Origin of the sequence: Salinirubrum litoreum (assembly GCF_020567425.1) — an archaeon.
GTDB classification, from domain to species: Archaea; Halobacteriota; Halobacteria; order Halobacteriales; family Haloferacaceae; genus Salinirubrum; species Salinirubrum litoreum.
This window is the reverse complement of the sequence record NZ_JAJCVJ010000001.1, coordinates 1,049,670-1,061,844: the sequence shown is the minus strand read 5'-3', so window position 1 is coordinate 1,061,844 and position 12,175 is coordinate 1,049,670. Positions and strand designations below refer to the sequence as shown.

Below are 12,175 nucleotides of genomic sequence, written 5' to 3'. Positions count from 1 at the left end.
CGTGTCCATCCTCGAATTCGTCGCGAACGGACTGGTCTTCTCCAGCATCATCGTGCTCGCGAGTATCGGCCTGTCGCTGGTCTACTCGATCGCCGACTTCGCGAACTTCGCGCACGGCGATACCATGACGGTCGGGGCGTACACGGCGTTGGTGACGTTCGGGGTGACAGGACCCATCGCGAGCGGCGTCCTCGGGCTTCCTGTCGGCTTCTTCATCGCAATCGTCGCCGGTGTCGTCCTCGCGGCCGTCGTCGCGGTCGTCACGCACAGAATCATCTACGAACCGCTCGACATCGACTCGATCGGGCTGCTGATCACCTCGATCGGTGTCGCGTTCGTCTACCGGTCGGTCATCCGACTCGGCTTCGGCAGCGGCACCAACGAGTTCGGCATCCCGCTCCAGCGCCCCATCGAGGCGCTGTTGCCCTTCGGCATCCGGATGACCGTCCACGACGTGGCCATCCTCTGCTCTGCGGCCGTGCTCGTCGTCGGCCTCCACCTCCTGCTCCAGTACACGGATCTGGGGCGGAAGATGCGCGCGACCGCGGACAACCCCTCGCTCGCGCGGGTGTCGGGTATCCGCACCCGGCGGGTCGAACTGTGGACGTGGGTCATCGGTGCCGGACTGGCCGGCGCGGGCGGCGTCTTCCTGGGACTCTACCAGAACGTCGCGCCCCGGATGGGTTTCGACATCCTGCTGGTCGTCTTCGCCGCCGTCATCCTCGGCGGCATCGGCTCCGTCTACGGTGCGATGGCCGGCGGCTTCCTCATCGGGATGATCAACCAGATGATGCCAATACTCCCCAACTTCGGACGGGAGGTCCCGTTCGTCCCAGAGTCGTTCGCGATTCCGATCGGTATCGAGTACGCGAACGCGGTCGCCTTCCTCATCATGGTGGCCGTCCTGCTGCTTCGCCCCTCGGGCATCGCGGGAGGTGAGGCGACGTGAGCAGCCTCGGCGACAGATACGACGACCTCTCGGCCGCCGAGCAGGGCGTCTCCGTGTTCATCGTCGGGCTCTCCCTGTTGCTCGTGATCGGACTCGTCACCGGCGGGCTCTCGCCGACGTACTTCCTGTACCTCGTCGGGCTGGTCGGGATGTACGTGCTCCTCTCGTTCGGGCTGAACTCCCAGTGGGGGTACGCCGGCCTCATCAACTTCTCCGTCGCGGCCTTCTTCGGACTGGGCGCGTACGGGACCGCACTGCTGACGGCGTCGAGTTCGCCGATCGGCGTCGGTGGCTCGCGGCTGTTCGGGGTTATCCCGCTCACGCTCGTCGGCCTCCTGGTGGCCATCGTGTTGGCCATCGTGGTGGCCGTCGCGATCGGCATCCCGACGCTCAGACTGCGGGCCGACTACCTCGCGATCGCCTCGCTGGGCCTCGCAGAGGTCGTCAGACTGCTCTTCCTCAACCAGCAGGAGGTGACCAACGGCAGTGCCGGACTCCGGGGCATCCCCGGCTTCTTCGACGGCTGGCCGCTGCTGGGAACGTTCCCCGAGGCGATGCCCGGCCTCCGCTTCGCGGAACTGGAGGTGTCGATCCCCGGCCTGTTCTCGACGCGCATCCTCGGGTTCACGCTCGGGACGCCGTTCTGGCAGGCACTGCTGAACGTCGCGCTCGTCTTCGCGCTGGCCGGCGGCGTCTACCTCGTCCTCCGGCGGGCCCACCGCTCGCCGTGGGGGCGGGTGCTCCGGACCATCCGGTCTGACGAGGACCTCGCGGAGGCACTCGGCAAGAACACCTACGCGTTCAAGATGCAGGCGTTCGTCCTCGGGAGCGTCATCATGGCGCTCGGCGGCGTCTTCTACGCGCACCTCAACCTCTTCGTCAGTCCGGGCGACCTCGAACCGATCAACACGTTCTACGTGTGGATCGCGGTCATCCTGGGCGGGAGTGGCTCCAACCGGGGGGCGATGTTCGGCGGCTTCGTCGTCATCGCCATCCGCGAGGGGACCCGCTTCCTCGGCGACGTGTTGCCCGCCGCGTTCCCGGTCGACCTGCCGCTGATAACGAGTGTGTACGCCACCGTGGTGAGCAACATCGCCTCCACGCGACTGCTCGCCGTCGGCGTGCTCATCATCGTCGTGATGCGGTTCCGGCCCCAGGGTGTGCTCCCGCCACAGCGGGAACTCATCTGGCCGCAGTCCGTGGCCGACTCCTCGGGCCCCGGCGAGACGAACCCCCGCGAGACCGTCACCGAAGACGCCGCGGCGAGCGCACACGCCGATCCCGACTCTGTCGACGAGGGAGGTGAGAGAGATGAGTGAGCAGGAACCGGACCCGGAGACCGTCGTCGAGGAGACGGAGCCGACCCAGTCGATCCACGACGGCCCGAACCTCGACAAGGAGGACGTGGTCCTGCGGGTCGACGACCTGCAGAAGCGGTTCGGCGGGCTGGTCGCCACCGACCACGCCTCCTTCGCCGTGGAGCGCGGCACCATCACGGGCCTCATCGGCCCGAACGGGGCCGGCAAGTCCACCATCTTCAACCTCGTCTCCGGCTTCTACGAACCGGACGGCGGCACCGTCACCGTCAACGGGGCGGACGTGACCGGCAAAGCGCCCTACGAGGTGGCCGACGAGGGGCTCGTCCGGACGTTCCAGACGCCCCGGAAGCTCGAAGGGATGACTGTCCGCGAGGCGATGCTCGTCGGGCCGCGCGAACAGCCCGGCGAGTCGTTCCTCCAGTTGTTCACCGACCCGGGGGCGGTCCGCGCCGCCGAGACGGCGAACATCGAGGACGCCCACCGGATGCTGGAGACGTTCGAGATCGACCACCTGGCGACCCAGCCGGCGACGGACATCTCCGGCGGGCAGATGAAGCTCGTCGAACTCGCCCGCGCCATGCTGGCAGAGCCGGATCTGCTCCTCCTCGACGAACCGGTCGCCGGGGTGAACCCGACGCTCGCGGTCAAACTCCGCGAGCACATCGCCCGGCTCAACGAGGAGGAAGACATCACCCTCTGTATCATCGAACACGACATGGAGTTCATCATGAACCTCGCGGACCCGATCATCGTCCTCGACCAAGGGTCGGTGCTCGTCGAAGGCTCGCCCGACGCGGTCCGGGCCGACGACAGAGTCATCGACGCCTACCTCGGAGGGCCGGGCGAATGAGCGCGAACGACACCGACCAGCAGACCGCTGGCGGGGACGACGAGCCGATCCTCTCGGTCGAGGCTGTCGACAGCGGCTACGGCGACGTGCAGGTGCTGGACGACCTCACGCTCTCGCTCGCTGACGGCGAGATCGCGTGTCTCGTCGGGCCGAACGGCGCGGGGAAGTCCACCGTGTTGAAGACCGTCTTCGGCCTCCTGACGCCGTGGGAGGGGCAGGTCACGTTCGCCGGCCGCGACATCGGCGGGATGGCCCCCGAAGACATCGTCCGCGAGGGCGTCGGCTACGTCCCGCAGACCGAGAACGTCTTCGGCTCCCTGACGATCGAGGAGAACCTCAAGATGGGCGGGGTCGCGCGCTCCGACGACCTCGAACCGGTGCTCGACCAACTGTACGACCGGTTCCCACTCCTCACGGAGAAGCGTAACGCGAAGGCGAGTACCCTCTCCGGGGGCCAGCGGCAGGTGCTCGCGTTCGCCCGTGCGCTGGTGATGGAACCCGAGGTGCTGTTGATCGACGAACCGTCTGCCGGGCTCGCGCCGAACACCGCCGACGAGGTGTTCGAGGACGTGCAGGCCGTGAACGACCTCGGGACGGCGATCCTGATGGTCGAGCAGAACGCCCGGAAGGGGCTGTCTATCTCCGACTACGGCTACGTGCTGGACCAGGGGACCGTGGCGTACGAGGACGAGGCCGACGGCTTGTTGGACAATCCGGAAGTCTCGCGGCTGTATCTCGGCGGCTGACGGCGTCGACCCGTCACCCTTTGCCGGCCGTCGATCACGTCGCCTCGAAGCCGTAGCGAGCGATCCAATCGGCGAAGATCGTCGTCTCGATCACCAGATCGTCGCCACCGCCGAGGAGCGCGAACTGGTTGCCGTCCATCGCAACGGCGTCCGTGACACCCGCACGAACCAGTGTCGCGCTCGTCCCGTTACTCCACGTGTCGTGACCGACGGCGACGAGGACACCGTTCCACGGGATCGTGTTCCCGTAGTTCTCCGCCTGTTCCTCGGCGGCGTCCCGGAGATCCGGATCGTTCTCGAGTTCCCACGGTCGCAGCCCCCACGCCACCAAGTCGACACGACGACCCATCAGATTGCGATAGATTCTCCCGGCCGGTGTGCTCGCCCGACGCAGGGTTCGCCCGTTCGAGAGCAGTCCGGTCAGTCCGCCGGATCCGACCTGCAGTCCGGTCGGTTCGCCCGGACCGATCCGGTAGGCCGTGAACCCGGACCCGCTCCGCCCGAAGTGCCACGAGTGGGTGTGAGGCGACGGCTGTGTCTCGCCGGGCGGTTGAGGGACGACCGACCCGAACGGTGTCGCGCTGTACCCTAACAACGCGAGTGTCACGTAGCCGGCTTCGGTCGCACCGATGGTCGCAAGCAGTGCCGCGAGGTAGCCACCGCCGAGTGTCCCGACGAGGGGGAAGGTGATCGTTCCGATGAACGCACCCAGTGCGGCACCGAGCGCGGCGGCCGTGGCGGTACTCGTGGCGAGGATGGCGACGACGGTGCCGAACTGGAGGTCCCAGATCAGCCGCATCTGTGATCCGTTCGTGACGACGGGCGCGTTCCGGTCTTTCGCGGCGGTGGCGAACCACGGAACGAGGTGTGACCAGCGTCTGAAGACGCCGATGTCCAGCTTTTCGGGATTGACGATGCAGTAGTGGAGTCCCTTCGACTCGCCCCAGACGTACCCGCGTCTGGCGAAGGCGTCCGACCCCACTACCAGAGGCCAGAGTGTCGGATCGTCCAGCGGTCGCGTCAACACGGGGTCACGCGCGCTCATCCCGACTCGAAACGTACGCAGCCAGTACACCTAAACCCAGCACGCCGGCTAGTCAGGGCGCAGGGTCGCATCCAGCCTCTCGGCCAGTCGACAACTCAACGCCGCGATGGTCAACGTCGGGTTCATCGCGCCGCCGGTCGGGAACACCGAACTGCCGGCCACCCACAGATTCCGGAGGTCCCACGACCGACAGTCGGCGTCGACCACACCCGATGCAGGCTCCGAACTCATCCGGGTCGTCCCCATGTGGTGGGCCGCCGGACCGGTCGCGTCCGGGCCGGCCACCCAGTCCACGTCGACACCCAACTCCTCTAGAATTCGGGTCTGAATCTCGTTCGCGCGCTCCAAGCCGGCGCGCGTCCGGTCGTCGATGGACCACTCGATGCTGGGGACCGGGTTGCCGTGGTCGTCGGTCGTCGAGTCGTCCAGCGTGATCCGGTTGTCCGCGTCCGGCAACTGCTCGACCAGCGCGCCCATGGCGATGCGCTGGCCGTACTCGCTGCGTAAGTCGTCCAGCAACTCGTCGCCCCACGTCTCGGCCGACAGCGCCGAGGTGACCGGCGAGGGACCGGCGTAGTTCAGGAACTCCAGTTTCATCCCCACGACTGGCTCGGCGTCGTCGTAGAACTGGTGCGTCTCGCTGGTGTTGAACCCGATATGATTCTGGCGCGTCTCGCGGTCGAGACTCCCGCCAGCGCCGGCGAAGAGGTGGTCCATGAAGTGCCGACCGAGGTGGCCCGAGGAGTTCGCCAGGCCGTCGGGGTACTGCGGCGACTCGGAGAGCAACAGGAGGCGGACGTTCTCGACGCCGCCGCAGGCGAGGACGAACTGGTCTGCGGTCTGGCGATGCTCCTCCCCCTCCGGGGTGGCGTACACCGCCGCCTCGATCTGTTCACCGGCGTCGTCGTGTTCGAGTCGCTGGACCGGCACGCGGTCGAGGACTCGCGCGCCGGCAGAGATGGCCTTCTCGACGTGGCTCTCGGCGGTGTACTTCGCGCCGGAGGGACAGATCGGCTTGCAGGTGCCGAAGCCGACACACGCCGACCGGCCGTCGTACGACTCCGAGTTCCGGGCGTTCGGCACCGAGTGCATGTCGATCTCCAGCGACTCGCAGGCGTCCGCGAAGAGCGAGTCGCTGTGGGAGGGCGGGAACGCGGTCATCGGGAACGGCTCCTCGCGGGGCGGCGCGTAGGGGTTGTCGTCGGCACCGGCGACGCCGAACGCGCGTTCGGCCTCGGCGTAGTACGGTCGGAGGTCGGCGTAGTCGATGGGCCAGTCGACGCCGACGCCGTGCTCGCTTTGCATCCGGAAGTCGCGCTCGTGGAGGCGCATCACCATCCCCTGCCAGTGGAGCGTCGACCCGCCGATCCCCTTCACGCGGGTCGCGTTCAGCGGGTAGTGACGCGCGCCGGTCGAGGTGTAGGCGTCCCGCGGCCCGCCCATCTCCCAGATGTTCCCCCCGGCGGGACGCAGAAAGTTCTCCATCTGCTGGCGGCGGTCGGTGGGGTCGAACTGCGGGCCGGCCTCCAAGACGACGACCGAGTGACCGGCCTCTGCGAGTCGGTGGGCGATCAACCCACCGGCGGGACCGGCACCGACGACGCAGACGTCGGCGTCCGACAGGGGAGTCCGGTCGCGGTCGTCGGTGTCGACGGTCGGTCGCTCTGCCGCCGCACCCTCAGCCATCGTTCGGTCCTCGCTGGTAGCTCTCGGTGCCGCCGGGGTAGCCGATGGGGTTCTCGGTGCCCACGAGACCACCACCGGTCGGAGAGGCGTAGAAGGCGAACAGCAGTTCGTTCACGACGTAGTAGCGCACGCGCTCGGTGAGGGGGCCGTCGGGGTCCGGATCTGCGGTGTCGGTCCCGAGTTGTCGCAGGAGTTCGTCGCGGTCCGCCGGGGTGAGGTCGGCGAAGGCCGCGTCGTACCAGTCGCGGGCGGTCGCGTCGAGTTCGGCGAGCGTCTCGGCGAGTCCGGTCTCGTACGCCTCTCGGCCGTCGATCCGACCGAGGACGTAGGTCTCCACGAACTCCCGGTGGCCGGTCGCCTCGCTCGGGTAGAGCACTTCGCTGGCGGCCGTCAGCGTGTCGAGTGCGTCCACGCCGGCCAGCGTCGACTCGTCTCCCGTCTCCGACGTCCCCGGCGTTCCGCCGTCGAACGTGCCCGTCTCGGCGAGTCCGGCGACGGCACCGCCCGCACCGACGACGGCGAGCGCCGCGAGTGCGTCCCGGCGCGTCAGGTCCATACAGTCGATTTAGGCAAACCTAAACTTATGGCTTTCCGTCTCGTTCGCCCCGTGGAGCGCCTCCCGTCTCGAATTCGTTCGGTCGGGGCCGGCGGTCAGGGGACCCGAACCGAGTGGGCGAGCGTCCCCACGCCCTCGATCTCGACTTCGACCTCGTCGCCGTCGGCGAGTGCCCCGACGCCTGCGGGCGTTCCGGTGGAGATCACGTCACCCGGTTCCAGCGTGAGGTAGGTCGTGATCTCGGCGATCAGTTCCGGAATCGAGAAGATGAGGTTCGACCGGTCGGAGGACTGTCTCGTCTCGCCGTTCACCCGGAGTTCGACGCTCGCGTCGCCCGGGACGTGCTCCGGGTCGGCGACGACCGGCCCGAGTGGGGCCGCGCCGTCGAACGCCTTCCCCCGGACCCAGTTCTTCTCCCGTCGCTGGTCGTCGCGGTTCGAGATGTCGTTCAGACACGTGAACCCCGCGACCACGTCCATCGCGGACTCCCCGGGGACGTTCCGGCACTGCTCGCCGATCACGACGCCCAGTTCCGCCTCCCACTCGATGCGCTCTTTGCCGGCCGGGAGTGTCACGGTGTCGCCGTGGCCCGCGACCGCGTTCGGTGCCTTGAGAAAGAGGAGCGGACGATCCGGAAGGTCGGAGTCCTGTTCGGCGGCGTGGTCGGCGTAGTTCAGGCCGATGCAGACTATCTTCGACGGTTCACACGGCGGGAGGACGTCGACCGTGTCGAGGTCGTAGCGCTCCCCGCCGAAGGAGACCGAGTCACCGTGCCACTCGCCTCGTCGAACTGCGCCGGTCGGATCGCGGAATCGAACGTGGTGCATACCCGACTGGACAGATCCGGGGCTGTTAGTTGGTTCGGCACCGGCAGTCTACGGTCGACACGAATCACGTGAGTCACGGTCGGTGCTGTCGACACGCGAAGTGCCGACGCGACCCACGACCGAGCCGTCACGCTCGGTTACCGCCGCGCCAGTTTTTATGTCGATTCCCCCGGTAGTCGTGAGTGTACCATGGAACTCACCTGGCACGGTCACTCCTGTTGGGCAGTCACCGTCGGCGACACCGACCTCCTGATCGACCCGTTCTTCGACAACCCACACACGTCGCTCGATCCCTCCGAGGTGGATACGCCGGACTACGTCCTCCTCACCCACGGCCACGCGGACCACATCGCCCACGCGGGCGAGTTCTCCGACGCGACGCTGGTGGCGACACCGGAACTGTCGGAGTACGTCACCGAGGAGATGGGCTTCGAGAACACCATCCCGGCCGGCGGGATGAATCTCGGGGGCACCGTCGAGTGTGGCGACGCCTTCGTCACGATGCACCGCGCGGACCACACGAACGGGATCATGACCGGCTACGAGCACGACGCCGGGATGCCCGCCGGCTACGTCATCTCGGACTCGAAGCCGACACAGGAGTCCGACGCGGAGTCGACCACGTTCTACCACGCCGGCGACACCGGTCTGATGACCGAGATGCGGGAGGTCATCGGCCCGTACCTCGAACCGGACGCGGCGGCGATCCCGTGTGGCGACCACTTCACGATGGGACCGGTGCAGGCCGCCATCGCGGTCGACTGGCTCGACGTCGATCACGCCTTCCCGATGCACTACGACACCTTCCCGCCGATCGAGATCGACACCGACGACTTCGTGCGCGAGGTGAAAGCCACCGGGTCGGACGCCGAGGTCCACGTCCTCGACGGCGACGAGACGTTCACGCTGGAGTAGTCGTCGGGAGGTCCCGGCCGTCGGGCGGGGTGACGTGCTCCTCGGCTGACTCGTCGGTCGTGCACAGACGCTGTCCAGTTTGGTAATCTTTAGGACCGTCGCGTGTCAGTACACAGACGATGAGCGACATCCAGACGACGACGGTCAGCGAGGACGGCTTCGGAAGCACCAGTCAGGTCGGCGAGTTCGACATGGCGATCGACCCGTTGGACGAGACCGGCCCGAACCCGAACGCCGCACTGGTGGCGACGTACGCCTCCTGTTTCCTGCCCGCACTCCGCGTCGCCGGGCAGCAGATGGGGCACGACGACCTCGGGACGATCCAGATCGACGCCGACGCGGACCTGGACGAGGACGACGACCTGACGGGCATCCGCTTCACGATCCACGTGGAGGCGGACCTCGCAGAGGACGAGATCGACGAGTTCGTCGAGCGCGGCGAGGACATCTGTCACGTCCACTCGGCACTGCGTGAGGGCCTGCACGCCGAGATCACCGTCAACGCCGGCGCGTTCTGAGACGCGACGCCGGACGATCCTCGGCCGAACCGCCCACGATTTCTCCGTTTTTCCGAACTCGATCAGTCACCGACACATCCGGCAGACGACGGGCCAGTCATCCGACAACTTCGACAGACGACAGGCCAGTCACCGACAACTTCGACAGACGACAGGCCAGTCACCGACAACTTCGACAGACGACAGGCCAGTCACCGACAACTTCGACAGACGACAGGCCAGTCACCGACAACTTCGACAGACGACAGGCCAGTCATCCGACCACCGGCAGTGACAACCCGGAATCCGACAGGACGCGATCTGCTGGCGACCGACATCGAGCGGTGTCCGAACACCTGTGAGGACCTGCTCGCAGTCCGCGTCGCCAGCAGTCGGGCGACTCTCGGGTCGCCCGACGACACTGGACCGAGGGCGGTCAGTCTGCTGACCGTCCGAGGGAAGCGCGCAACGAGGCCCGGTAGGTCGAGACGCCGGGGGCTTTCACCCCTTCTTGTCCGAAACCGATTCAGCAGCGTTCCCCCGACCGATTCGACAGAAGCCACCTCACAGACAGCGAAAACAGATTCACCGTCACAGACGTAGTCGACGCGCTACTCCTCGACGATCTCACTGCCACCCGGCGGCAGGAACTCCTGTAACCGGTCGGCACTGGCGACCTTCCGGACGAACGACTGGTCGACGAATCGCTCCTTCAACTTCCGGTAGAGCATCGTCGCCATGTCGTTCTGGGCGAACTTGCCCGGCTGCACCCGGATCGTCGTCTCCGCGACACCCTCGATTGCGCTCGGCGGGCCGCCGACCACGCGGGTCACCGGTTCACACTGCACGCCGACCGCGACCTCTGCCTCGACGTCCCGGAAGTAGGTCCGGTCGCCCCGGATGACGAACCCGCCCTTCTCGATGTACTCGCCCGACTCGGGCGTCTTCGAGACCTGGTCCGGTGTCACCATGTAGGCGTCGTCGGCGTACCGGCCCTCCTTCCAGATCGAGGAGTACGACACCGCGAACTGCGCCGCCTCCTGGAGCGAGGAATCGGGGAAGTCGACCTCCTTCGCGGGTTCGCTCGGGCCGGTCGCCTTCAGGATGGTGACCGGGCCGCCGTGCGCCTGCGTGTGGAAGAAGCGGTCGTGTTTGTTCAGGTACTTCTTCACGATCTCCTCGTTCTGGTCGGCGTTGCGCCCGCCGATCACGAGGTAGCCGTCGGAGGTGTGGAACCACCGGAACCGTTCGTACCAGTCGTCCGTCTCCCGGATCGGGATCGAGGACCGAGCGAGCCAGTCGACGTCTTCCTGCTCGTCGTCCTCGTCGCTCTCGTCGTCCGCCTCGTCCTCGGCCTCCCACTCGTCGCGGCGTTGCTTCACCGCTTCCAGTTCCTCGCGGGTGTCCTCGATGGCTGCCAGCGCGCCTTCCTTCTTCTCGGCGACGCGCTTGGCCTCGGTGTAGAGGCGGTCGGCGTTCTTCTCGACGCCCATCGTCGTGTCGAGCGTCATCGTCGTCCCGTCGAGCGTGACCGTCACCGTGGCGTCGGAGCCGTCCACCGACTCGACCGCCTCGGCGGCGGCGATGCCCTGCGCTGCGCCCTGCTGGAACTTCGCGGCGATGTCGTCCCACGGCACGTCGTTCTCGCGGGCCCCCCGAATCGTCCGGATGATCTCGTCGGCCACCTCGTAGTGCGCGTACAGCGTCTCGGCCTTCTCGCGTTCTCTCTCCGCTTGCTTCTCGAAGTTCTCGATCGCCCCCTGCTGTTGCTCGATGATGCGCTCCTGTTTGGCGATCTGTTCCTCGAAGTCCGGCCGCGACGATCCGGCGTCCTCGGGGGCGTCCTCCTCGTCGTCGCTCCTGTCGAGGCGGAAGAAGTAGTCGTCGACCGCCTCGTTGAACGAGTCGTAGGCGGTCGCCGGTAGCCCCTCGCGTTCCTTCAGCGGGAACGGCGTCACGTCCACGACTTTGCCGGGCGTCCCGTCCGCGTTCGCGCCGCCGCTCCCGTCGTCACCGTCACCTTCGTTCGGTTCCTCGTAGACGCGCGGGTCGAAGTCGCCCGACAGCAGGCGCTCGTCGATGCGAGCCAGCACCTCGAACAGCTTCCGGTACTCGTCGCTCGTGGCCTCGGCGATGTCCAGCGTCTTCTCGACGCCGGCCCGGGAACAGACCTCCTCGGCGTAGAGGCCACCGAGGTTGAGTTGCGTCGCCAGCGTCCGGACGACGTCGGTGTCGGAGTCGTCCATCCGGCGCTCGAAGGCGTCGTAGGAGATGTCGAGAGGATTCAGTCGGGAGGAGGGGAACTCGTACTGCGACCCCGGCGCGACCGTGCGGGACTTCAACCGCACCGTGTCGAGACACTGGACGACCTCGCGCGTCTCGTCTAACACCGCGATGTTCCCCTGCCCGAACAGTTCGGCGACGATCGTCGTGTCCTCGTCGTCGCGTTCGAACTCGAAGCTGAGGATCCGGTCGAACTCGTACTGGGAGACACCGGCGAAGTCCGCGCCCGACAGTCGGTTGCGGAGCATCATGGCGAAGTTCGGCGGTCGCCCCGGCGCGTCGGGGACGTGTGCGGGGTCCGCGACGTGGGCACGCTTCACGTCGCCGACCTCGACGATGAGTTCGACGCGGCCCCGGTCGAAGTCGCGCATCCGCAGACGGAGGAGGTCGTCGCCGTAGAGGTAGGCTTTGTCGACCTTCGCGCCCTCGTACCGGTTGAGTTCCTGTACGAGCGCGGAGAGGTCGATACTGGAGAGTTCCCGCTTTGCGTCCATGCGACCGT

Annotated in this window: 11 protein-coding genes; 6 read left to right on the top strand and 5 right to left on the bottom strand. The window is 67.2% G+C overall.

Features of this window, described 5'->3' with window-relative positions:
• Position 1 precedes the first annotated feature (1 nt).
• Genes LI337_RS05230 through LI337_RS05215 form a run of 4 tightly spaced genes read left to right on the top strand, consistent with a single transcriptional unit; the run spans position 2 to position 3,864 of the window.
• Positions 2–949: a branched-chain amino acid ABC transporter permease gene (locus LI337_RS05230; protein ID WP_227228671.1), complete on the top strand. Its 948-nt coding sequence runs from the start codon at positions 2–4 to the stop codon at positions 947–949.
• On the top strand, positions 946–2,268 hold the full coding sequence (locus tag LI337_RS05225; RefSeq protein ID WP_227228670.1) for a branched-chain amino acid ABC transporter permease: 1,323 nt from the start codon (positions 946–948) through the stop codon (positions 2,266–2,268). Before LI337_RS05230 ends, LI337_RS05225 begins: the two co-directional genes overlap by 4 nt.
• A complete protein-coding gene (locus tag LI337_RS05220) occupies positions 2,261–3,118 on the top strand; it encodes an ABC transporter ATP-binding protein (RefSeq protein WP_227228668.1) in 858 nt (285 codons plus the stop codon). Before LI337_RS05225 ends, LI337_RS05220 begins: the two co-directional genes overlap by 8 nt.
• The gene (locus LI337_RS05215) at positions 3,115–3,864 is read left to right on the top strand and encodes an ABC transporter ATP-binding protein (protein ID WP_227228666.1); all 750 of its coding nucleotides are present in this window, start codon (positions 3,115–3,117) and stop codon (positions 3,862–3,864) included. The genes LI337_RS05220 and LI337_RS05215 overlap by 4 nt, the downstream gene beginning before the upstream one ends.
• Positions 3,865–3,898: 34 nt before the next feature.
• On the opposite strand, the gene LI337_RS05210 is transcribed toward LI337_RS05215, so the two are convergent.
• The 4 genes from LI337_RS05210 to LI337_RS05195 all read right to left on the bottom strand — a co-directional run bounded on the left by LI337_RS05210 (position 3,899) and on the right by LI337_RS05195 (position 7,978).
• The gene (locus LI337_RS05210; RefSeq protein WP_227228662.1) at positions 3,899–4,909 is read right to left on the bottom strand and encodes a hypothetical protein; all 1,011 of its coding nucleotides are present in this window, start codon (positions 4,907–4,909) and stop codon (positions 3,899–3,901) included.
• A 48-nt stretch (positions 4,910–4,957) separates the two neighbouring features.
• A complete protein-coding gene (locus tag LI337_RS05205; protein ID WP_227228661.1) occupies positions 4,958–6,595 on the bottom strand; it encodes a GMC family oxidoreductase in 1,638 nt (545 codons plus the stop codon).
• Positions 6,588–7,151: a gluconate 2-dehydrogenase subunit 3 family protein gene (locus LI337_RS05200; protein WP_227228659.1), complete on the bottom strand. Its 564-nt coding sequence runs from the start codon at positions 7,149–7,151 to the stop codon at positions 6,588–6,590. Before LI337_RS05200 ends, LI337_RS05205 begins: the two co-directional genes overlap by 8 nt.
• Positions 7,152–7,246: 95 nt before the next feature.
• Positions 7,247–7,978 carry a fumarylacetoacetate hydrolase family protein gene (locus LI337_RS05195; RefSeq protein ID WP_227228658.1) on the bottom strand — a complete coding sequence of 244 codons (732 nt, stop codon included), beginning with the start codon at positions 7,976–7,978 and terminating at the stop codon, positions 7,247–7,249.
• 189 nt (positions 7,979–8,167) lie between these two features.
• Between LI337_RS05195 and LI337_RS05190 the strand changes: the two genes are divergently transcribed.
• Together LI337_RS05190 and LI337_RS05185 are read left to right on the top strand one after the other, a co-directional pair.
• Positions 8,168–8,893 (top strand): metal-dependent hydrolase, encoded by a 726-nt coding sequence (locus LI337_RS05190; RefSeq protein WP_227228657.1) that lies wholly within the window; start codon positions 8,168–8,170, stop codon positions 8,891–8,893.
• A 119-nt stretch (positions 8,894–9,012) separates the two neighbouring features.
• Positions 9,013–9,411 carry an OsmC family protein gene (locus LI337_RS05185; protein WP_227228656.1) on the top strand — a complete coding sequence of 133 codons (399 nt, stop codon included), beginning with the start codon at positions 9,013–9,015 and terminating at the stop codon, positions 9,409–9,411.
• A 590-nt stretch (positions 9,412–10,001) separates the two neighbouring features.
• On the opposite strand, the gene rqcH is transcribed toward LI337_RS05185, so the two are convergent.
• On the bottom strand, positions 10,002–12,167 hold the full coding sequence (gene rqcH, locus LI337_RS05180; protein ID WP_227228655.1) for a ribosome rescue protein RqcH: 2,166 nt from the start codon (positions 12,165–12,167) through the stop codon (positions 10,002–10,004).
• Positions 12,168–12,175: the final 8 nt, after the last annotated feature.